Below are 20,992 nucleotides of genomic sequence, written 5' to 3' on the forward strand. Positions count from 1 at the left end.
CATGCTCGCTCCATCTCTCCGAGGTAAGCGAGCACAGTTGAAGGCGAAGTTTTCGATTGACTCAATTGCAAGTAGATCAATGGCCAGCTAAGGTCTTTGTGCTGAACTTTGGGAGGTGCCGATGGAAAATCGCGAAGTACTCCTCGAGCAGGTCAGGCGCGCATACAAGGCGCGCGACACGGGGTCGTTGGACGACCTGATGGCAGAGTGTCATCCGGACGTGGTGTTCACACTGGCTGGCGACCGGAACGCCACCAAAATGTTGGGGTGCATGTGTGGTCACCCCCAAGTCAAGGAGGGCTTGGCCAAGCTCATCGATACGTTCGAGTTCGCGCAGCGAAATATCCTGACCGAACTGGTGGACAACGATCGCGTGGCCGTGCGTTCCCGCCTCACCGTGCGAAGCTGTCCGACGAATATGACGCGGGAAACCGAGATACTCGACCTCTTCAGAATTCAGGATGGGAAGATCGTCGAACTAATAGAGTTCGCCGACACGGCGCTCATCCAGACGATGGCGTCGTAAGCCGGTTGAGCGCTACGTGGCGACCACCAGAGCGGCTCGCACTGCGACCTGCGTGGTGCGGCGTCGGATCATTGTCCCGGAAATGAACATTGTCCCGGAAGTGAATGGCTGACTGGGGCAGGGCTTGAACTTTATCGGCAATCGACCTGGTTCCTTCCGGTTTGCCGGAGCGCAGGGAAGCGCGCTTCCGACCCGTCGGCCAAATCAGCTCGGTCGGGCCAACCCCTGTCAAGTCGTTCTGAAAAACATAAATCGCTTTGCGGCTTGCCCAAATCAGCATTATGGTTCGCGCATCCCGTTGCACGGTAGGGGACGGTTCGCGGTCGTCACGGACGTTGGCAGCGGGATGCGGTGGACGCGGGCGGCGCAGTGCTGTTGGCACGGACGAACGTTAGCCTGCGGACGGTGAAGGCGCGTGGTTCCGATACTCCGAAGCTAGTATCCAGCGCAATGCGCGAGAAGCGCATTGTCGCGATATGGTGGCCAGAAAGCCCGGTGCACCAGGAAGAGCGCGCTATAGCCCGTTAAAACCATCGCGCGGGGAAGGCCGGGTGTTCTCGGCCAGACCTGTGGTGACTGCCGCCTGCTTTTTTTCTGCAGGCGGGCCACGGGCGCGGCCAGCGCCCGGCCTTCCCTGCGCCCTCCACTCGGTGAGGGCGGGTTTCGAGAGCATAGCTCGGGCGCGGAATGCGTCGCGAGGACGCAGATGCTCATCTCATCGCGACAGGCTGTTCGGATAGATGTTTGAGATGTGGATCAATGAAGCGGCGAACTCGGGACACCCTCGCCTGGAGGGGGAGGGTCGATCGCGCGCGTAGCGCGGGATCGGGGTGGGGTTATCTCTCCGTTGGCACAAGCATCCGCGGAGAGATCACCCCACCCCGCCTCACGCGTCGCTGCGCGCCCCGCGAGGCGCCCTCCCCCTCCAGGGGAGGGCGGGAGCCCGGCAGCGAGCTTTGGTGCGGGAGGCTGAACTCGCTGGTCTGGGTCGCGACGCTCGCCGCTCACGCCACCAGCACGGCCTCCGCCGCGAGCACGGCGTCGGCGCCGTCGGTGACGGTCTTTTCCAGGGACGGGGCCTGCACCGCGAAGGTCTCGGCGAAGAACCGGGCGAGCGCGACGTGACGCGCCCCCTCGGTCTCGTTCTCGCTGCGCGCGGCCAGCGCCTCGTTGGCCAGCATGCAGCCGCCCAGCGCCGAGCCGAACAGGCGCAGGTAAGGCGTGGCGCCGGCGAGCGCATCGTTCGGCGCGGTGCCGAGCTTGTCCAGCAGCCAGCGGCTGGAGCGGTCGAGCGCGCCGAGCGCCTCGCGCAGCTTGGCGCCAGTGGTGCCGAAGGCCGGATCGTTCGAGGCCTCGACGCGGCGGACGATCTCGGTGAGCTCGTCGAGCAGCTTGAACACCGAGGCGCCGCCGTTCGCACCCAGCTTGCGGGTGACGAGGTCGATCGCCTGGATGCCGTTGGTGCCCTCGTAGATCGCGGTGATGCGCGCGTCGCGATAGTGCTGCGCGGCGCCGGTCTCCTCGATGAAGCCCATGCCGCCATGGATCTGCACGCCGAGATAGGCGACCTCGTTGCCGATGTCGGTGGAGAACGCCTTTGCGATCGGCGTCAGCAGCGCGCCGCGCGCGGCGGCTTCAGTGCGCACCGCCGGATCCTTGGCGCGCACGGACACGTCGAGTGCGACGGCGGTCGCGTAGCAGATCGAGCGAGACGCGGCGGTGAGGACGCGCATCTGCATCAGCATGCGCTTGACGTCGGGATGGGCGATGATCGCGTCCGAGCCGGCGCCCTTAGCTCCCACCGCGCGGCCCTGTTTGCGCTCCTGCGCGTAGGCCAGCGCCTGCTGATAGGCGCGATCGGCGACGCCGACACCTTCGAGGCCGACGCCGAGCCGCGCCTGGTTCATCATCGTGAACATGCAGCGCATGCCGGCGTTTTCTTCGCCAATAAGATAGCCGATGGCGCCGCCGTGATCGCCCATCGTCATGGTGCAGGTCGGCGAGGCGTGCATGCCGAGCTTGTGCTCGATGCCGGAGGCATAGATGTCGTTGCGGGCGCCGAGCGAGCCATCGGCGTTGACGAGGAATTTCGGGATCAGGAACAGCGAGATGCCCCTGGTGCCGGCCGGCGCGTCCGGCAGCCGCGCGAGCACGAAATGCACGATGTTGTCGGTCATGTCGTGGTCGCCATAGGTGATGAAGATCTTGCTGCCGGTGATGCGGTAGGTGCCATCCGCGGCGCGCTCGGCGCGGGTGCGCAAGGCGCCGACGTCGGAGCCGGCCTGCGGCTCGGTGAGCTGCATCGTTCCGGTCCATTCGCCGGAGATCAGCTTGCCGAGATAGATGTCCTTCAGCTCCTTGCTGCCGTGGGCGTCGAGCGCCTCGATGGCCGACAAGGTCAGCAGCGGGCACAGGCCGAAGGCGACGTTGGCCGCGCTCCAGATCTCGGTGCAGGCGGCGTTGATGGCGAGCGGCAGGCCCTGGCCGCCATGCGCCTCGGGACCGGACACCGCGTTCCAGCCGGCCTCGGTCCAGCGCTTGTAGGCGTCCGGCCAGCCGGGCGCGGTGGTGACCTTCTTATCGGCGAGCTTGACGCCGTTCCTGTCGCCGATGTGGTTGAGCGGGGCGAGCACGTCGCTCGCGAATTTGCCGGCTTCCTCGAGCACGGCCGCGGTGATGTCGGGGTCGAAATCGCCGTAATGGCCGGCCTCGACCGCCGCCTTCAGCCCGGCGCCGTGGTTGAGGGCGAGCAGCATGTCGTTGAGCGGGGCGCGATAGGTCATGGCGTGTCCTCGGGGCTCGATGTGGCCGGTTTGGCCGCCGTCATCCCATGAAACCGGCCGGGTCTCAACTTTTTCGCGTGGCGCTGCGGCCGGGCGCTGCGGCGGCTTCCAACGAGCAGGATAAGGGCTTGCCGGCATTGACGAATTGGCCTGGGCGGCGGATCACCGGAGGGGCCTGCAAAATTCCTGCGGCGGCGCGGTTGAAATGGGCGGGCGCGCTCTGTAGACCACGGGCGCCGACCCGGAATCGCATGGCGCCCGCGCGCCACGTCGATCCGCCGGGCCTGATGGGGCGTAGCCAAGCGGTAAGGCAGCGGATTTTGATTCCGCCATTCGGAGGTTCGATCCCTCCCGCCCCAGCCAGATTTCTTCGCGATTTTGTTGTTCTGAAACTCTCAGGCGTGCCAGGAGTCTGGCCCTCCGAAGGCGGTTGCTGCGAAAAGATTGCCCTGCACTCTCATGATGCCCGCTTGTTTCTGGCAGCCAATTTACTTGGAGCCGAGCGAGAGTCTGTGCTCCGCCCAGGTCGTCTTGCCACTTCTCGCGCAGGCATCAGACGCTGGCGAGCGAGATTCCGTCGACCGATCCACACCGAGGCCCGTCACCTCAATCCGGGTCGTCCAGCAGGGATCGGCGGACAGCATCCTCGGACAGGAGCCGGTCGAAATAGGCGATGGTCCTGGCCAGGCCTTCGGTAAGGCCAATCCTCGGCCGCCATGACAGGACAGCTTCGGCGCACGCTATGTCGGGCCGTCGCCGACATGGATCATCCACCGGTCGCTTCCCGCATACGATGGCAGACCGCGAATTGCACAAGTCGATGATGGTCCTGGCGAGTTCCTGGATCGAGATCTCGGCGGGGTTGCCGAGATTGACCGGCCCGGTCACATCGTCGGGTGTCGCGGCGAGGCGGACGAGCGCATCGACCATGTCGTCGACATAGCAGAACGATCGCGTCTGCGACCCGTTGCCATACAGGGTGATCGGCTTGCCGAGCAGCGCCTGGACGATGAAGTTCGAGACGACGCGCCCGTCGTGGGGGTGCATGCGAGGCCCGTAGGTATTGAAGATTCTGGCCACCTTGATCTGTAATCGGTGCTGGCGCCAATAATCGAAGAACAGCGTCTCGGCGCAGCGCTTACCTTCATCATAACAGGACCGCGGACCGATCGGATTGACGTTGCCCCAATAATCCTCCGTCTGTGGATGCTTCTCCGGGTCGCCGTAGACTTCCGAGGTCGAGGCCTGAAGGATCATGGCCTTGAGCCGTTTCGCCAGCCCTAGCATGTTGATGGCGCCGTGAACGCTGGTCTTGGTCGTCTGCACGGGATCGTGCTGGTAATGGACCGGCGAGGCGGGGCAGGCGAGGTTGTAGATGCTGTCGACCTCGACATAGAGAGGAAACGTCACGTCGTGCCGAAGCAGCTCGAAATTCCTATCGTCGAGAAGGGGCTCGATATTGCGGCGTGTGCCGGTGAAGAAATTGTCGACGCAGACGACCTGATGGCCGTCGGAAATCAGTCGCTCGCACAGATGCGAACCGATGAAGCCGGCGCCGCCCGTAACCAAACTGTTCTCGCTGATGCGCCTGGACGCTCTTCTCGACACGATCCTTGCTCGTTAGAATGTTCAGCAACCAATAACAACCATAAGATGAGTCGAAGGGCAAGGCGACGGTCCCGCGGACTGTCGGCACAAGGAATGAACCGGCCGATGGTGAATTGTCTTTCGCGGCGCTGGCCGCCGCTTCACCCGCCTGCGGGCGCGTCGGTCTGAATTCATGGCGCGCATTCTCTATGGCGTGCATGGGACCGGCCGGGGGCACGCGATCCGCGCCTTGACCCTGGCTCAGCATTATTCCCAGCACGACTTCCTATTCGTCTGTCATGGAGAAGCGGCGCGCCTGCTCGGGGGCCAATTCCGGGTATTCGAGTGTCCCAATCCGGTTACGCCCGTGGGCTCGCATCGGGTCGATGCTCCGGCGGCGCTGCTGCGTACCGCCGCGACACTCAGCAATGGCGCACATTGGCGCCGCCGGGTCGAGCAGGCGGCCGAGGCCTTCGTCCCGGACTTTGCCATGACCGACTACGAGTTCTTCGTGCCGCGGGTGGCGCGCAGGATGGGTGTGGCCTGCCTGTCGCTCGACAACCAGCATGTCATCACCATGGGACGGATCGCATGCCCTCTGGGCCAGATGTCGAGCCGGTTAGCGACGGCTGCGGCGGTCCGGCTTCTGTTCAGTTCGGCCGACCAGTACCTCGTTTGCAATTTCTTCGACGTTCCCGCGCGGGCGGCGAGCCCCTGGCTTCGGCAACTGCCGCCGCTGCTGCGGCGCGACGTCGTTGCGCGCCGGCCGACGACGGGTGACCACGTCGTCGCCTATCAGGGCTATCCGACGTTCCCGGCCTTCGTCGAGCATCTCGCCACGCTTGGCCGGCCTGTCCGCGTCTACGGCCTGGGCGAGCGCTGCAGCCTGGGGCGCGTCGACTTCAAGGCATTCGACGAGCAATCGTTTCTCGATGATCTGGCGTCCTGCGCCTTCGTCGTCTGCGGCGGTGGCCATACGCTCATCTCCGAGGCGCTGCATCTCGGCAAGCCGGTGTTGTCGATTCCGGTCCGTGGCGCCTTCGAGCAGTTTCTCAACGCGCACTATCTGGAGCGGCTCGGTTACGGCATGCGTGCCGATCTGGCGACTTTCTCGTCGCGGATCCTGCACGAATTCGAGGTGCGGCTGGAGAGCTATCGCGCCCGGATCGGTCACGGAGATTTCTGCGGCAACGATGCGGCCTTTGCTGCGATCGACGCGTTCATCGACGGCCGTTGGCGCCGCTCCCCGCGCTCCGGGCCTCGAGCACGGACTTGAACAGCGTTTCGTAGGCTTCGACCACGCGATCCGAGCCGTATTGCGACAGCGCGCGGATCGCGCCCGTCGCGGCAACGCGGGCCCGTTCCTCGGGATGGGCTATGACGTGGCCGATGACCTCGGCGAGCGCGTCGGGATTGCCGGGCGGCACCAGCCAGCCGTCGACGCCGGAGGTGATCAGGCTGCGAAGCCCATCGACCGGCGAGGTAATCACCGGTTTGCCCATGGCCATGGCCTCGAGGACCGCGAGCGGCAGACCCTCGAAATAAGTCGGATGAACGAAGATATCCATCGCGGCGATCCAGTCGCGAACGTTGCCGCGGTCGCCGGCGAAGACCACGTGATCGGCGATGCCGAGCGCGCGCGCCTGCTCCATGAGTTGCGCGCGATCGGGTCCGTCGCCGACCAGCCAGAGGCGAACGTCCGAACACGCCAGCTTTGCGAACGCCTCGAGGAGATCGGGGTGGGCCTTCTGTGGGTGCAACCGTGCGACCATGCCGAGGATGGTGGTGGCGCCGCCGCCATGGTCTCGGCGCAGGGCGGATGCTGCAACGGAACGGTCACGGTCGTCCGCATCGACCCCGTTCGGAATGACCTGAACCTGGTCGCGCCGGACACCTTCATGCGCGAGCGAGAAGGGAACGATTTCGGCGCTCTGGAAGGCCACGCGGTCGGCCCAGGCCGCGGTCTTGCGATCGAACCACAATTGCAGCTGCGGCTTGTCCGCGTAGCGGGCGGTCACAGTCGAGACAATCGGGGCGATGCCGGCGACGCGGGCGGCGGTACGTCCGATCAAATCGCCCCACGGGAGTTCGGTGTGGACGAGATCCGGCCGGCGCCGCCGCAATTCCGCGGCGAGGTGCCAAAGGCCGATCAGGCCGTACAGGCGCGGCCGCCCGATGATCTCGACGCTGGCTCCGGCGGCGCGCATGGCAGCGACGACCTCTTCGTTGAATATCTCGTTGAGGCAAATGATGTGCTGGATGTGGCCGCGCGCCGTGAGGCCGGCCACCACGCTGCGCAGCATGGTTTGAGCTCCGCCGCGGTCGAGATTGTCGAGGATATGAACGATCTTCATCGCAACGGGGCTCCCACGCGCAGTGCCGCGTCCTTCAGGCCGTCGCGATACAATGTCGCGTAGGCATCCGCCATGCCATCCAGTGAGAAATGCTCGCGAACGTGCCGCAAGCCTGCCTGGCCGATGTCGGCTGCCCGGGCGGGATCCGCCAGGATATCCATCATGCAACGTGCAAGAGCGTCGGCGTCGCCCGGTCTGACCATCCAGCCGGTCTTGCCGTGGATCACCAGTTCGCGGATGGCGTCGACATCGGAAGCGACCACCGGCCGGCTCGCGGCCATGGCCTCCATCAGTGCATTGGGCATGCCTTCCCACAAAGAGGGAAGCGCGAAGAGATCGACGGCATCGAGGATGTCGCGCACGTCGCGCCGGGTGCCCGCGAAGCGGACGAACGTCGTTATCCCGAGCTCGTCAGCTTCGCGCTCCAAGGCTGCTCGACACTCACCGTCGCCGACGAGCCACAGAACCGCGCCGGGGTAGCGTTCGCGAACGAGACGGAAGGCGCGCAACAGATATTGTTGTCCCTTGGACGGATGGAGGCGGGCGACGGTCGCGAGCACGGTCGCTTCCGCGGACGTCTGTAGTTCCCTGCGCACGTCGCCGGGTGGCCGGCGCGCCGTCGTGATCGAAACGCCATTGGGAATGTAGACGACCTGGCCTGCGCGTATACCCTCGTGGCGGATCGCAAACGGCACCGCCTCGCGGTCATTGAAGACGACCGCCCTGGCCAAGTGTGCGGTGCGGCGATCGAGCCACCTCTGCCAGCTTGGTTTGTCGACGTTCCGGCCACGGATGGTAGAAAAGACCGCCGGTACCCCCGTCAGCCATGCCAGCAAGCGGCCGATCATGTCGGAGGTCGGCAGTGCCGTCTGCACGACCTGTGCCGGCCAGGTCCGGAGCTCCTGCGCCAGGCGCAGCAATCCGGGTCCTGCCCACAGACGGCCTTCGCCGATGATTTGAACTTCGGCGTAAGGCGCCAGACGTTCGAGGATTTCGGGATGTGCGATTGCACGCATGCCGTAGACGCGCACTGCGAAACCGCGCGCGGCCAGCGCCGGCACCAGGAGAGTCAGCCAGTTCTGGGTCCCGCCGACACCAAGATCGTCGATGAAAATCGCGAGATTGATGAGCTTCTGCATTGCTGCTCAGTGAGCCTACGCTTCGTGACGACAGTACCGCGTCGGTCGGTTCCGTCGGCGGTTGGTCGGGGCGTCCACACGGCGGGGTCGGATGGCTGTGGACGTGGAAAATTGTCCAAAGACGTCATTGCCGCGAACCATTGACCGTATTCGGCCGCTGCCCGCAAGAGCGGCGCGAAATGTGGACGGCCGGCGGCGTTTTCATGACATGCTCGCCAAGATAGTATAATTTTCGTATGTCTAGTGTCGGCGGTAAGAGACAGTCGCCGGCAATACGGCTTTGGGGGCCGTGGTGGGAACGATTCCTAGGAAGGACCGTCCCCCCGGAGTGGAACTGCTGCCAGGGGCGAAGCGTGCTAGTTGGGGTCATTGACAGATATCTGACACGGCAGATTTTGCTTGCTTCGGCCGTCGCCGTTGCGGCTGTCGTCGCGCCGGTGATTCTGATCTCTCTGATCAGCCATCTGGGCGAAGAGGCGCTCTATACCAGCTTGGTGTGGCCCGCGCTCGCCAGCACTGGGCCGATGATCCTCTTCCATGTTCTCCCGGCGTTGGTTGCGATCGCGATCGTCTGGTCCTACGGCAGGTTTGCAGCAGATGGGATCCTGATCGTGATCTATTCGAGCGGTCGCTCGACCTTCGCTGCGCGGTTGCCGGGTTTTGCCGTCGCGTTCGCCGCGGTGGCGCTCGGCTATTTGCTGACCTGTTGGGTCGTTCCGCTAACCTCAGGGCATCTCCACGACGTGCTGTTCTCGCTGCGGCGCGGGGTAAATCCGGCGTTGCTCAAGGTCGGCGTTTTCAATCAGTTCGATCATGGTCGTCAGGTCTTCTATTTCAGGAACTACATCAAGGGCAACGAGCTTGCCGATGTCTTCATCCGGCAGGAGATGTCCGACGGCGAGGAGCGGGTCTTCAAAGCTCGTTACGCGGTGTTCGAAAGGCAGGGGGAAGAAAGCGGCTTAGTGCTGCTCGACGGGACCGTTCAGAGCTTGCGGAACGGACAGTCGGAGGTCAGGAGCGTCGCCTATGCTCGTATATTCGTACCACTGAACGAATATGGCTTCGGAGGCGTCAAGCGTGACTATACGATCATCGACGAAGTGCCCCTGCAGGACTTCCTCGATGGCCGCTCCAAGGCCATGGCCGACCCGGGGACGGCGCGCGAATGGATTCATGAGGCTCTCAACCGCCTGGGAATCCCGCTTCTCGCGCTCCTCCACACCTGGCTCGGCCTCGAACTGCTTCCCGTCTGGCGCAGCTTCGGCGACCGCCGAGGTCCGCGTGCCTTGCTCGTCTGCGCCGCGATCGGGGCGCTGCATTTCTTCATGGTGCTCACCATCGAGCAGACGCTGGTGGACTTGCGGACGACATGGGCGGTCGGCGGGCTCTTTCTGGCCGAGTTGGCGCTGGCACTCATCCTCGCCCTCAGGCGCCGCGGCGGGGCGATGGCCGCACCGTCCGCCACGCCCGCCGTTTCGATGCGGCTCGGAATGACCGGCGTGCCGGCGCTGCACGCCGGACTAGCTTTGTGGGACGGGGGCGCCGCCGTTTTTGCCAATGGACCGCACGATCAATTGCCGAACGCGATCGCGCCGCCGTGTCCTTGACGGGTAGTTCGGGCGACTCATCGATTACTTGGACGGATCGGCTTATGGACAACGGCGGAAACGGGATATTGGCGCGTGCAGATCGCCTCGGCAGCTCGCTGGAGAGGCTGGCCGATTCGCGAACCAACCCGCTGAGCATCGTCGTCGATGATGTCGTGGACACCGTCACCGCTATGGTCGCAGGCCGCCGAACGTTGATGTTCGGTACCAACAGCTATCTTGGGCTCAACTTCAATCCGGCGTGCATCGAGGCCTCGGTCGAGGCTGCGCGACACTACGGGACGGGCTCCACGGCTTCGCGGGTCGCTGCAGGCAATCACCGTCTCCACGTGATGCTCGAGGAGGACATCGCGACCCTCTATGGTCGGCGCGACGCGGTGATTTTCAGCACGGGATTCATGGCCAATCTGGGCGTGACTTCGGCGCTCGCCCGCAAGGGCGACATGATTTTTGTCGATGCCCATTGCCACGCCAGCATCTTCGATGCCTGTCGGTTGAGTGGCGCCCAGGTGGAGAGCTTCGCTCACAATGACCGCAGCGATCTCGACAGCCGATTTGCGCGCAGCAACGTCCCTGGACCGCAGACGTTGGTGATCTGCGAGGGGCTCTACAGCGTTCGAGGCGACCTTGGCGAGCTCAAGGGGCTGACGACCGTCGCGCGGCGCCATGGAGCGGTGGTCATCGTCGACGAGGCCCATTCGCTCGGCATCTATGGGCGCTACGGCCGCGGCATCGCCGAACATCTCGGCGTCGAAGCCAATGTCGATGTGATCGTCGGCACCTTCAGCAAGAGCCTTGGCGGAATCGGTGGCTACGCCGTGAGCGATTCGAGTGCGTTGCGCGCGCTGCGCTTCATGAGCAGGCCGTATCTCTACACCGCATCGCTCCCACCTCCGATTGTGGCGGCGGCGCGGCGGGCGCTTCACCTCATCGGAGGGGAGCCGAAATTGCGGGACGACCTCTGGCGCAACGCGCGAGCCATGCATGACGGCCTCGCCGGGATCGGCGTCCGGCCTTGCGCGGACCCCGGCCCCGTGGGGAGCATCCGGATGCCTGGGTTGGCCGCTGGCTATGAATTCTGGAAGGCACTGCTCGATCGCGGCATCTACGTCAATCTGCTGGTGCCGCCGGCGACACCCGACGGAGACGTGGTGTTGCGCTTCAGCGTCTCCGCTGCCCACACGCCGGATCAGATCCGGGCGGCGGTCGACGCCGTGGCCGAGGTGTCGAAGTTGGTGAAGCTGGCTTGATTGGAAGATGATGCTGGCGCCGCACGGCGTCGCGGCTTCGGATCGGGCTTGATGGGACGACGACGGTCGGGAAGTCATGGCAAAGACGAGCAGCCTGGGGATACTAACTGCGGCGCGCTACGCGCGACGAGTCCTTCCGCATCCATGGATCGCAACCAAGCTGATCCAGATGGAGGCTGACAAGCGGATTTTCAGCAAGTTCCGGATCAGTCGTGCGGAAGGCGAGGCCGGTAGGATTCGCCAAGCGAGCTTCCGTCTGACCGACCGCTGCAATCTGCGCTGCCATACCTGCGGCCAGTGGGGCGACAATGGCTATCTGCTCAACTCCAGCCTCCGGCATCTGAAGGAGCGCGAGATCCCGACCGGTCGCTATCTCGAATTGCTGCACGACCTCGTCGACCATGGTCATGGCCCGCTGGTCTACTTCTGGGGCGGCGAGCCGATGCTCTATGACGGCATCCTCGACCTGATCGAGGGCGCTACCGAACTCGGGCTGCCGGTGAGCATCGCGACCAACGGTACGCGGGTGGCTGCCTCCGCCGAACGGCTGGCCAAGGCGCCGCTCTTCCTGTTGCAGGTGTCGGTCGACGGCCATCGCGCTGACCTGCACAATGCGCTGCGACCGGCCGCGGGCGGCGGCGGCGACAATTTCCACGAGCTTTGCCGCGGGCTGGATGCGGTCGCCGAGGCGCGGGCGAAGCATGGCCGCGGGCTGCCCTTCATCGCCGCCCTGACCGTGATCTCGCAGGCCAACTGCAAGCATCTGGTCGACATCTACGATGCCTTTCGGGACAAGGTCGATCTGTTTGTCTTCTATCTGTCATGGTGGATCGACCAGGGTAACGCGGAGGCGCACGAGAAGGATTTCTTTCGCCGCTTCGGCTTCTATCCGACCCGCCACCACGGCTGGGTCGGAAACTGGAAGCCCAGCAGCACGGAGGCGCTGGACGATCAGCTACAGGCGGTGATGGAACGATCGTCCGGCTGGTCATCGCCTGCGGTCGCGTTGATCCCGCCGATCTCCGGCTCTGACAAGCTGACGACATATTACACCGATCACCAGGAGCACTTCGGCTATGACGAATGCGCGGCGATCTTCCAGGCGGTCGAGATCAACAGCAACGGCGATGTCTCGCCGTGCCGCGACTACCACGACTACGTCGTCGGCAACGTCAAGACGTCGACGATCACCGAATTATGGAATTCCGAGCCATACAGGAAGTTCCGGGCGAGCATCGGTCGCGACGGGCTCATGCCCGTCTGCGCCCGCTGTTGCGGTCTGATGGGATACTGAGCGGCTGCGGTCGGCAGGATCTGGAGGGAGTTCATGGCAGCGACACGATGCAACGTCCTCCTCGTCTATCCTCGTTTCGATCTGACGTCGTTCTGGAGCCTGACGACGACGTGCCGGATCGCCGGCAAGCGGCGCATGGAGCCTCCGCTCGGCCTGATCACCGTCGCGGCGATGCTGCCGAAGGAATGGTCGGTCCGCCTTATCGACCGCAATGCGGAGGAGGTCGGCGAATCCGATCTCGCCTGGGCCGACATGGTCATGACCGGGGGCATGATCCCGCAGCGGGCCGATACGCTGCGCCTGATCGAACTCGGTCAATCCCGCGGCAAGCCGGTCGTCGTCGGCGGGCCGGACATCACCTCCAGTCCGGGTGCCTACGGTCATGCGGACTTTCGCATGCCGGGTGAGGTCGAGGCGACGATGGCTGCCTTCATAGAGTCTTGGAATGCGGGCGAGCGCCGTGGGCTGTTCGAGGCGGAGAAATTCACCGTCGATGTGACCAGGAGTCCGCCCCCGCGTTTCGACCTTCTCAAGCTCGACCATTATCTGGCTTTGTCCGTCCAGTTTTCGCGGGGCTGTCCGTTCATCTGCGAGTTCTGCGACATCATCGAGCTCTACGGACGGGTGCCGCGCGCCAAGACCATTGAACAGTTGCTCGGTGAGCTGGAGAGCCTCTACCGGCTCGGTTATCGCGGCCATGTCGATTTCGTCGACGACAATCTGATCGGCAACAAGAAGGCGGTGAAGCAGTTTCTGCCGCATCTCTGTGCCTGGCAAAAGGCGCACGGCTATCCCTTCACGTTCAGCACGCAGGCCTCGATCAACCTCGCCGACGACGACGTCCTCCTGCACTTGATGCGCGACGCGAATTTCGGGGCGGTCTTCATTGGGATCGAAAGCCCCAACGAGGACGCACTGCTGTCCACCCAGAAGAAGCAGAATATGCGGCGCAATCTCGCCGACTGCGTCCACAAGGTCTACCGTGCCGGAATGTTCGTGACCGCAGGTTTCGTGGTTGGATTCGACAACGAACACGAGCGGGTCGCCGACGAGATGGTCTCCTGCATCGAAACGGCCGGGCTGCCGATCTGTATGGTCGGCCTGCTGACCGCGCTGCCGCAGACCCAGCTCTCGCGACGACTCGAACGCGAGGGGCGGCTGAACCCTGACGTCGATTTCAGCTTCGTCAGCAGCGCCGATGGCGGCGATCAATGCACCGAGGGCCTCAATTTCCGAACCGCCCGGGCGCGGCGCGACGTGTTGGGCGACTACCGCTCGATATTGGAACGGGTCAATCGGCCTGCGGCCTTCTTCGGCCGGATCCGGGCGGTGGCCCGCCTGCTGGTCCCGGCTCGCATCAATGCCTCGGTGCCCTGGCGGGTGGTTTTGAACGATGCGGCGACGGTCGTGCGCCTGCTCTGGTTCGTGGCCGCGCGGCGGCCGGACCTCCTGAGCGGATTCCTTGCGACCATCGCCGAATGCGCAATCCGCAATCCGAGGGCGCTCAAACAGGTGGTCTCGCTATTTCTACTCTACCTCCATGTCGGGCCGTTCTCCAAAGAGGTGATCGCAAGCTTGAACCGGCAGATCGGATCAATCGATGCCGGCCTTGCGCGGCGGCATGAACCGCCGGCGGCGATCGGTCAGGCGGCGGTCCGATCGGGCCTCTGATCAGGCGGTCTTGGCAGGCGGTGTAGGCAGGCGGTCTAGTCAGGTGGTCTTGGCGGGAACGTCGAACGGCAGTCCGGCCCAGGTCACGCGGCGGTCGAACAGCGCCTTCAGCCACATCACGGGAAGCAGGACTTCCCGGCATAATCCAGAGAGTGGGGACATCCAGGACCAGCCCCAGCCTTTGGCCGCGAAGAAGGTAACGTCGAGCGACACCCAGCCGAGCAGTGTCGCGCCTGCGATCAGCCACCATGGCATTCCGAAGGCTGCAGCGCCCACGGCGCCGCACAGGGCCGTGAAAGCTCCACTGACCAGCGGCTCGCCGCAGAAGGCCAGCGGCGCCTGGATTCGACGAATGACCATCCAGCGCTGGTGGCGGTCCCAGACTTCGCTGAACGGCCGCCGGCCGATCGCCTGACGGATCTCCTTGGCTGCGAACACCGTTCGCAGGCCGAGGCGTGCCAGCCCTTGCGACAGTGCGTGATCGTCGCCGAAGGCCGAAGCCATCAACCCGATGCCGCCCGCCCGTGCCAGATCTCGGCGGTCGAACAGCATGACCTTGCCGAAGCCGACGTTTGCGCCGGCGGCGGACAGTGCCAGCGTCAGCGGAGCGGCCTGCCCATTGAGGAATGCTCGCTCGAGTTCGGCGGCGAATCCGGTCGGGGCGACGGCAACCGGGATCGCGCAGACGAGGCCGACGCCGGCGGTCAGGTTCGTCATCAGATCGGCGAGTTGGTCGGGGCTCAGGAGAATGTTCGAGTCCTTGATCAGGATCAGGTCGTGTTGCGCCGCTGCGATGGCCGGCGCGAGATTACTGACTTTCGGGTTCGGAGTGATGCGCTCGTTTCCGGTCAGGATCCGCGCGCCGACCGCCGGGAATTGCGCAGCGATCTGCCGGGCGATCTCGATCATCGGCGAGCGGTCTTCCGCGGCGGCGACCAGAACCTCGCTTTGCGGATAGACTTGCGCGAAGGCGGACGTGAAGGCCGCTTCGGCTTCGAACTCCAGCCGGCGGATTGGGATCACGATCGAGACCGGCGGTCGATCATGTCGTGTAGCCAACCTGTGCCGTAAGCGAGGGTGCGCCAATGCGGCCGAGATGGTCGTGATGCGAAGAGCACAGGAGATCGCCCACCATGCCGCTGCGGCGACCGGGAGCATCGAGAGCGCGTCCATCGCCGGCGCCTGTCACTCGTTGTAGAGTTCGGTGCGCTCGGGCACGTCGACATGGACTGCGGCGAACGCAAGGTCGGTCAAGCGCCGCGGCAACAGGCGGGTCAAATGCAGACCGAAGGCCAGCAGGCGGGGGAATGCGATGACCGCATCGCCGCGCTCCAGCCGCCGCCGTATGATGGCGGCTGCACGGTCGGCGCTCATGATGAGGGGCTTCGGACAGACGGTGTCGCGATTGAGTGCCGTGTCGACGAATCCAGGCGCAATGGTGCTGATGGTGACGCCCTGGGCGGCAAGAGTGGGACGAAGCGACTCGGCATAGGCGTGAAGGCCGGCCTTGCTGGCGCTGTATGCGGGACAGGAGGGCAGGCCGCGCAAGGCGCCGATCGACCCGATCACGGCGATCGTCCCGCGCCCGCGCATGCACATCCGCTCCGCCAGGGGTTCGATGGTGTTGATGGCGCCGATCAGGTTGATTGCGATCACGTTGCGCACGACGGCCGGATCTTCCCGCAGCCGGCCGATGCCGAGCCCAGCGGTGACCCCGGCGCCGGCGATCGCGAGCCCGATCGGGGCGGCGTCGTCGACGGCGCGGATCCATCCCGCCATTCGATTGCGATCCCGGACATCGATCGACGCGGTCGTGACGGCTGCGCCGTTGGCCCGGCATTGTGCTGCCGTTTCTTCCAGGCGGCCCTCGTCCCGACCGGACAGCGCCATGTGGATCCCTGGCGCGGCATAGTTCATCGCGAGCGCGCGGCCGATGCCGCTGCTGGCTCCGGTGATGACGATCGAACTGAAGGCGGACATGATGTGCGATCCTCAGCCGTCGTGGCGCGCCGCGATTTCAGCGACGCATGCTGCGTACCCCGCATCGGTCGAGACGATAACGCGCAGGATCAACTGCTCGGCGCGACCGCTACCCGGCACGTCCGATGGCATTCGCTTGACAACACGGCCGGAGAAGAGGAGGCGGCTGCCAACTGGAACGGGCAACAGGAAATTGCCATGGATGCGATTGATCCGCAGTGCCGGCATCCAGTCGCGGAGCGCGCCTTCGATCTGCCCCATCGCCAGCATGCCGTGGATTATCAGGCCGTCGAGACCTGCGGCGCGAGCCGTCGCGGGATCGCTGTGGAGCGGATTGTCGTCGAGCGATGCCGCCGCGTAGCTCTCGGTCTGCGCGATGTCGATCGGCCCGGTCTCGATCACCGGAAAGCTCGAGTCCGGCATCGGGCGCGAGCGGAGTGCGGCGTCGCGTGCTGCGTCGGGACGAAACGTGCGCAACAGCGTGTCGAGCGTTGCGACGACCCGCCCTTCGGAATCGCACACGGTCCCGCGCAAGAGCGTCCGGTCCGTTGGGGTCCGCTCGCGACGGGCTTCGACTGCGAAGCCGTAGTCGCGATCGGGGCCGAGGCCTTCATGATAGGCGAAGGTCTGCGATTGCTGCACGACGATTTCATCGGTGAGCCCGAGCCTGCCGATCACGGTTGGTCGGATTGCGGGAAGGCTGAGCCAGCGGATCGGAAAGGAAAACGGTACGGGGCCGAAGCCGCGCTGCAGCCCCAGCGCGGACACGAAGGCAGCGACGTCCGCCCTGTCAGCGCGGACCGCAATCGGACCGATGCTGACCTGATCCTGCGCGCTGTCCGGCCCGCTCACATCAGATCCCTCAGGGTCAATCCGCCCGCGCGACGGCGAGGCATGCGTTGACGCCTCCGAAGGCGAAGGAGTTCGAGATGGCGACGCGGATCGGCATCGCGCGCGCCGCATTGGCGACCGGGTCGATGCCGCATTTCGCATCGGCACCGAGCCAGTTGATGGTCGGCGGCGCAATGTTGTCGCGCATCGCCATGATGGTGATCGCCAGTTCGATCGCCCCGCCGGCGCCCAGTGCGTGGCCGTGGATCGGCTTCGTGGACGACACTGCGAGGCGGGGCAGCCGGTCGCTGAACACGCGCTGCAGCGCCTCGGCCTCGGCGATATCGTTGGCGACGGTGCCGGTGCCATGGGCGTTGACATAGTCGATATCGCCGGGCGTCAGCCCGGCGTCGGCGATCGCCTGTTCGATCGCGGACCGAGCGCCATTGGGGTCGGGACGAACGATGTCGAAAGCATCGCTCGACGTGCCATAGCCGACGATCTCGGCCAGCGGTTCGACGTTGCGTCGGCGCGCGGTCTCGAGCTTTTCGATCACCATGATGGCGGCGCCCTCGCCGAGCACCATGCCGTTGCGGCCGGTGGAGAAGGGCCGACAGGCATCCGGGGTCAGCACCCGCAGCAATTCCCAGGTGCGGATATTCAGCGCGGTCATCGACGATTCGCTGCCGCCAACGATCGCCCGCTCCACCGCGCCGGACCGGACCAGCGAGGTACCTACTCCGATCGCCTGGGCCGATGAGGCGCAGGCGCTCGTGATGGTGAAGGTCGGGCCAGTGCAGCCATAGCGTATGCTCAGGTGCGAGGTGGCGGCGCTGCTCATGATACGCGGAATGGCCAGCGGATTGAGACGGGACTTCGTCGCGTAGGCGCTGTAGCACTGCTCGTCGATGGTGGTGATGCCGCCGACGCCGGTTCCGAGAATCACGGCGGTCGTCGGCCCCTGGCGCTCCTCGCGCGCAAGGCCTGCCTGGGACAGGGCTTCGTCCGCAGCGACGATGGCAAGCTGCGCGTATCGGTCGCAGAACGGCAGAACCTTGGCCTCGACATAGCTCTCCGGGGCGAAGCATTTGATCTGCGCTGCGAGCTTGATCTGGTTCGAGCCCGGCCGCTCGAACTCGAGCGGTCCCACGGCGCTTTGTCCGTCGCGGGCTGCGCGCCAGAGGGCGTCAATGCCCTTGCCGGTCGCGCAAGCCGCGCCCATGCCAGTGACGACGACGCGAGGGCGCGACACGTCAGCTGCGCTCCACCAGAATACGGGCTTCGATCTGTTGCACGAATCCGCTCAGGTCCTTGACGTCAGCGATGCCGCCGTCGATCGGCACATAGACGCCGAACTTCTCCTCGATCGCCATCAGGATCATGACGACGTCGATGGATTGGATCTCGAGACTCTCCAGCGTCGCATCGGGGGTCGTCTTGGCCGGGTCGATCTTCCCTTCGCTGACAATGACTTCAAGGATCTGGTCGGCCAGGGAGGCGGCAAGAGCGGCCTTTTCCACATTCGATTGGGTCAATCGTGCCTCCGATTGCGTGCCAGGTTGCGCTGCCTGATTATGGCAACTTCAAGTCAGTCTACAATGCTCTTCTCGTAGACTCCATAGGTGTGGGACTGTCGCAATCCGATCCGCGTCAGGGATTGCGCCAGGGGGTTGTTGTCGAGAACCCACCCGGCTATCGCCCGGTCGATGCCCAGCGTCGATCCGCGCTTCCAGAGTTCCTCGACCATGACGGCCGCAATCGCTGCGCGGAGAGCGCTGCTGCGGTATTTCGAGGCCATGCCGAGCAGGACAATTCTGAAGGAACGGTACTTCGCGCGTTTGATGCGGATCAACAGCTTGAGCCAGCCGACGAGGCTCGGGACAGGCCCGAGCCCGGCGGCGACATCGAACAAGTTGGGAATCGCCAGCATGAATGCTGCAGGCTCGCCATCGACCTCGATGAAGAATCCAGCGTCCGAAAACAGCATCGGCTTGAATTGGGCCGTCAGTGCACGCACATCGGACTGCGTGGTCGGGGTGAAGCCCCAATTGTCCTGCCAACCATCATTGAAGATCTGCCTCGCCAGCTCCATGTCGGCGTCGAGGGCGTCGAGATGAATGTCGCGCGTGGTGATGCCGGCGTGACGTCGCATGGAGGAGAATCGTTCGAAACGCCCCTCGGTGCCGACGTCCATTCTATTGTACTCGAAGCAGAGCAACTCTCGGACGAGCGCGTATCCGGCGTCGCGAACGCGACCATCGAGATAGCCGGGATGCCATGGGAACAGCGTCATCGGCGGCTCCTGTTGCCCTTCCAGGAGGAGGCCAGATTCGCCATTGATCGACAGCAGGAACGGTCCCCGAGCCACCTTGCGCCGCTGCTGACGCAGCCAAGCCTCCGCGGCCACGAACAGCGCGTTGACGACGTCGCCGTCGTCGATCGCGTCGAGACACCCGAACAGTCCGATGTCGGCCGCTTCCGGCCCGGTGGCAGCGTGATCGATCTGGGCCGAGATGCGTCCCTGCGGCCGACCATTCCGCATGGCGATCCAATAGGCTGCCTGCCCATGCGTGAAGAATGAGTTGTGCCGGGGATCAAGCATCTGCCGCCGTTCGTAGTCGAGCGGAGCGACGAAACCCGGCATCCCGTTGTAGATCACTCGCGGCAGGACGATGAAATCGTGTAGTTGCGCGCGGGTGTGGACCTGCTCGATCGTCAGCGGCGACGAGGTCGTGCGGCGATGCACCACCGCAGAAGAGGAGCGGCCGTTCTCGCCGGTTGCGGTCATGTGCGGTCTCGGGGCAAGGCAGCGGGATGGGGGCTGCCGTGGCGGTCGGGCCCTTCGGCCCCACCGCCGAGGAACCAAAGCCACTGGGCCGCGGTTCGAGCCGTATTGTAATGCGCGCGCATCTGGGCATGTCCCTGACGCGCAATGCGATCCAGCCGCACATCATCGTTCCAGATCTGCCGAATCGCGTCGCGCCATTGATCCGCGGTCTGCGCCGACGGCATGCCGCAGATCTCGCTGAAGGCGACAACATCCGGCGACCGGGCGTCGCCGATGGCCGGACATCCCCGGGCGAACAGGCCACGCATGCGGCCGGCAGACTTGAGATAGGAATCGGGAACTGACGGCCGCGCCGGGACGATGCCCAGCCGGGCCTGGGCTGCCAGCGCGCACAGCGCTTTGGGCGACCAGGCGGCGTAGCGGACTGGCAGAGCACCCCACTGTTCGCTCCGCTCCGGAAGGTTCGTGAGGATGACCAGTTCGGCATCGGTGTCGCGGCCGAGCGAAGCGAGCGCGTCCTTCAGGGCGACGAGACCATCGAGGCTTTCCCGCGTACCATGCCACAACAAGAGTGGCGGTCGTTGCGAGGGTGCCGCAGCGTCGAGCGCGGCGCCGCCGCTTTCGATGAGATCGACCGTTTCGGTCTCCTCGATGAACCAGGTGCGGGAATGGGCAGTCCCTAAGAACGATGCGAATACCGGAGAGGAAACCGAGACGACATGAGCGAAGCGGTCGAGATTCGCCCAGACCCGGTCCGCGTCGTCGGGCTGCAGCAGGACGGTACGATGCGGTGAGCACAGGCCATGCGGCGGGACGGCCTTGAGGCAGAGCAGCCAATCCACCGGCGCGGTGGGGAGGCCTCCGGCATCGATCTGCCAAGGCAGACCGAGAGCTGCGACTTGACGGCGCAACTCCGGTACGACCCGATCGACATGGATGGCGGTGCTGGGCCACGGATTGGGTGTCCAGAAGTGAATGCGGAGTGGCGCGCGGCGCGGGTCGGGCGGCGGTTCCTCCGGGACAGGTACGAACCGGCCCGTTGTCCGTCCGCCGTGATGCGCCGCCAGCATGTGCCGGAAGCGAAGCTTGGCCGGCAGAAGCGGCGCCCAGCGGGGCAATGTGTTGTCCCAGATCAAGAAAGAATACCGGTACGAATTGTATTCAACGATTCCGTCGTTCTTC

Annotated in this window: 18 protein-coding genes and 1 tRNA gene; 8 read left to right on the plus strand and 11 right to left on the minus strand. The window is 64.9% G+C overall.

The features are described 5' to 3' along the window. Positions 1–121: 121 nt before the first annotated feature. Positions 122–526, plus strand: a complete 405-nt coding sequence (locus QX135_RS07205; protein ID WP_316162913.1) for a nuclear transport factor 2 family protein — start codon at positions 122–124, stop codon at positions 524–526. Between the two features lie 1,004 nt (positions 527–1,530). Here QX135_RS07205 and QX135_RS07210 read toward each other — a convergent pair. Then, a complete protein-coding gene (locus tag QX135_RS07210; protein WP_316176773.1) occupies positions 1,531–3,309 on the minus strand; it encodes an acyl-CoA dehydrogenase in 1,779 nt (592 codons plus the stop codon). A gap of 288 nt (positions 3,310–3,597) precedes the next feature. On the opposite strand from QX135_RS07210, the gene QX135_RS07215 reads away from it, so the two are divergent. Next, positions 3,598–3,672: transfer RNA gene (locus QX135_RS07215), tRNA-Gln, on the plus strand. 243 nt (positions 3,673–3,915) lie between these two features. On the opposite strand, the gene QX135_RS07220 is transcribed toward QX135_RS07215, so the two are convergent. Beyond that, entirely contained in the window at positions 3,916–4,842 is a 927-nt protein-coding gene (locus QX135_RS07220; RefSeq protein WP_316177260.1) for a UDP-glucuronic acid decarboxylase family protein, read from the minus strand. On the opposite strand from QX135_RS07220, the gene QX135_RS07225 reads away from it, so the two are divergent. Together QX135_RS07225 and QX135_RS07230 are read left to right on the plus strand one after the other, a co-directional pair. Continuing rightward, on the plus strand, positions 4,723–5,085 hold the full coding sequence (locus QX135_RS07225) for a hypothetical protein (RefSeq protein ID WP_316177301.1): 363 nt from the start codon (positions 4,723–4,725) through the stop codon (positions 5,083–5,085). The genes QX135_RS07220 and QX135_RS07225 overlap by 120 nt on opposite strands. A 4-nt stretch (positions 5,086–5,089) precedes the next feature. Beyond that, entirely contained in the window at positions 5,090–6,172 is a 1,083-nt protein-coding gene (locus tag QX135_RS07230; protein ID WP_316176772.1) for a glycosyltransferase family protein, read from the plus strand. Here the strand turns inward: QX135_RS07230 and QX135_RS07235 are convergent. Beyond that, the gene (locus tag QX135_RS07235) at positions 6,117–7,250 is read right to left on the minus strand and encodes a glycosyltransferase (protein ID WP_315782539.1); all 1,134 of its coding nucleotides are present in this window, start codon (positions 7,248–7,250) and stop codon (positions 6,117–6,119) included. The two genes, QX135_RS07230 and QX135_RS07235, sit on opposite strands and share 56 nt — an antisense overlap. After that, positions 7,247–8,389 (minus strand): glycosyltransferase, encoded by a 1,143-nt coding sequence (locus QX135_RS07240; RefSeq protein ID WP_315776278.1) that lies wholly within the window; start codon positions 8,387–8,389, stop codon positions 7,247–7,249. The genes QX135_RS07235 and QX135_RS07240 overlap by 4 nt, the downstream gene beginning before the upstream one ends. Positions 8,390–8,742: 353 nt before the next feature. On the opposite strand from QX135_RS07240, the gene QX135_RS07245 reads away from it, so the two are divergent. The 4 genes from QX135_RS07245 to QX135_RS07260 all read left to right on the plus strand — a co-directional run bounded on the left by QX135_RS07245 (position 8,743) and on the right by QX135_RS07260 (position 14,211). After that, complete coding sequence (locus QX135_RS07245; protein ID WP_315782541.1) at positions 8,743–9,996, plus strand: LptF/LptG family permease; 1,254 nt, start codon at positions 8,743–8,745, stop codon at positions 9,994–9,996. 44 nt (positions 9,997–10,040) lie between these two features. After that, positions 10,041–11,246: a pyridoxal phosphate-dependent aminotransferase family protein gene (locus QX135_RS07250; RefSeq protein WP_316176771.1), complete on the plus strand. Its 1,206-nt coding sequence runs from the start codon at positions 10,041–10,043 to the stop codon at positions 11,244–11,246. Positions 11,247–11,322: 76 nt separating this feature from the next. Beyond that, entirely contained in the window at positions 11,323–12,540 is a 1,218-nt protein-coding gene (locus QX135_RS07255) for a radical SAM protein (RefSeq protein ID WP_315776281.1), read from the plus strand. Positions 12,541–12,675: 135 nt separating this feature from the next. Further along, the gene (locus tag QX135_RS07260) at positions 12,676–14,211 is read left to right on the plus strand and encodes a B12-binding domain-containing radical SAM protein (protein WP_316176770.1); all 1,536 of its coding nucleotides are present in this window, start codon (positions 12,676–12,678) and stop codon (positions 14,209–14,211) included. Positions 14,212–14,250: 39 nt separating this feature from the next. On the opposite strand, the gene QX135_RS07265 is transcribed toward QX135_RS07260, so the two are convergent. The 7 genes from QX135_RS07265 to QX135_RS07295 form a co-directional block, all read right to left on the minus strand. After that, positions 14,251–15,384 carry a glycosyltransferase gene (locus QX135_RS07265; protein WP_316186365.1) on the minus strand — a complete coding sequence of 378 codons (1,134 nt, stop codon included), beginning with the start codon at positions 15,382–15,384 and terminating at the stop codon, positions 14,251–14,253. A gap of 12 nt (positions 15,385–15,396) precedes the next feature. Then, positions 15,397–16,191 carry an SDR family NAD(P)-dependent oxidoreductase gene (locus QX135_RS07270; RefSeq protein WP_316176769.1) on the minus strand — a complete coding sequence of 265 codons (795 nt, stop codon included), beginning with the start codon at positions 16,189–16,191 and terminating at the stop codon, positions 15,397–15,399. A gap of 12 nt (positions 16,192–16,203) precedes the next feature. Beyond that, the gene (locus QX135_RS07275) at positions 16,204–16,869 is read right to left on the minus strand and encodes a MaoC family dehydratase (RefSeq protein ID WP_316186366.1); all 666 of its coding nucleotides are present in this window, start codon (positions 16,867–16,869) and stop codon (positions 16,204–16,206) included. A gap of 190 nt (positions 16,870–17,059) precedes the next feature. Further along, complete coding sequence (locus tag QX135_RS07280; protein WP_315798891.1) at positions 17,060–18,274, minus strand: beta-ketoacyl-[acyl-carrier-protein] synthase family protein; 1,215 nt, start codon at positions 18,272–18,274, stop codon at positions 17,060–17,062. Between the two features lies 1 nt (position 18,275). After that, the gene (locus QX135_RS07285; RefSeq protein WP_315758010.1) at positions 18,276–18,542 is read right to left on the minus strand and encodes an acyl carrier protein; all 267 of its coding nucleotides are present in this window, start codon (positions 18,540–18,542) and stop codon (positions 18,276–18,278) included. A gap of 68 nt (positions 18,543–18,610) precedes the next feature. Next, positions 18,611–19,810, minus strand: a complete 1,200-nt coding sequence (locus tag QX135_RS07290; protein WP_316234007.1) for a hypothetical protein — start codon at positions 19,808–19,810, stop codon at positions 18,611–18,613. After that, complete coding sequence (locus QX135_RS07295) at positions 19,807–20,946, minus strand: glycosyltransferase (protein WP_316176766.1); 1,140 nt, start codon at positions 20,944–20,946, stop codon at positions 19,807–19,809. The genes QX135_RS07290 and QX135_RS07295 overlap by 4 nt, the downstream gene beginning before the upstream one ends. Positions 20,947–20,992: the final 46 nt, after the last annotated feature.

The sequence above is a fragment of the Bradyrhizobium sp. SZCCHNR1098 genome, assembly GCF_032489375.1.
Lineage (GTDB): Bacteria > Pseudomonadota > Alphaproteobacteria > Rhizobiales > Xanthobacteraceae > Bradyrhizobium.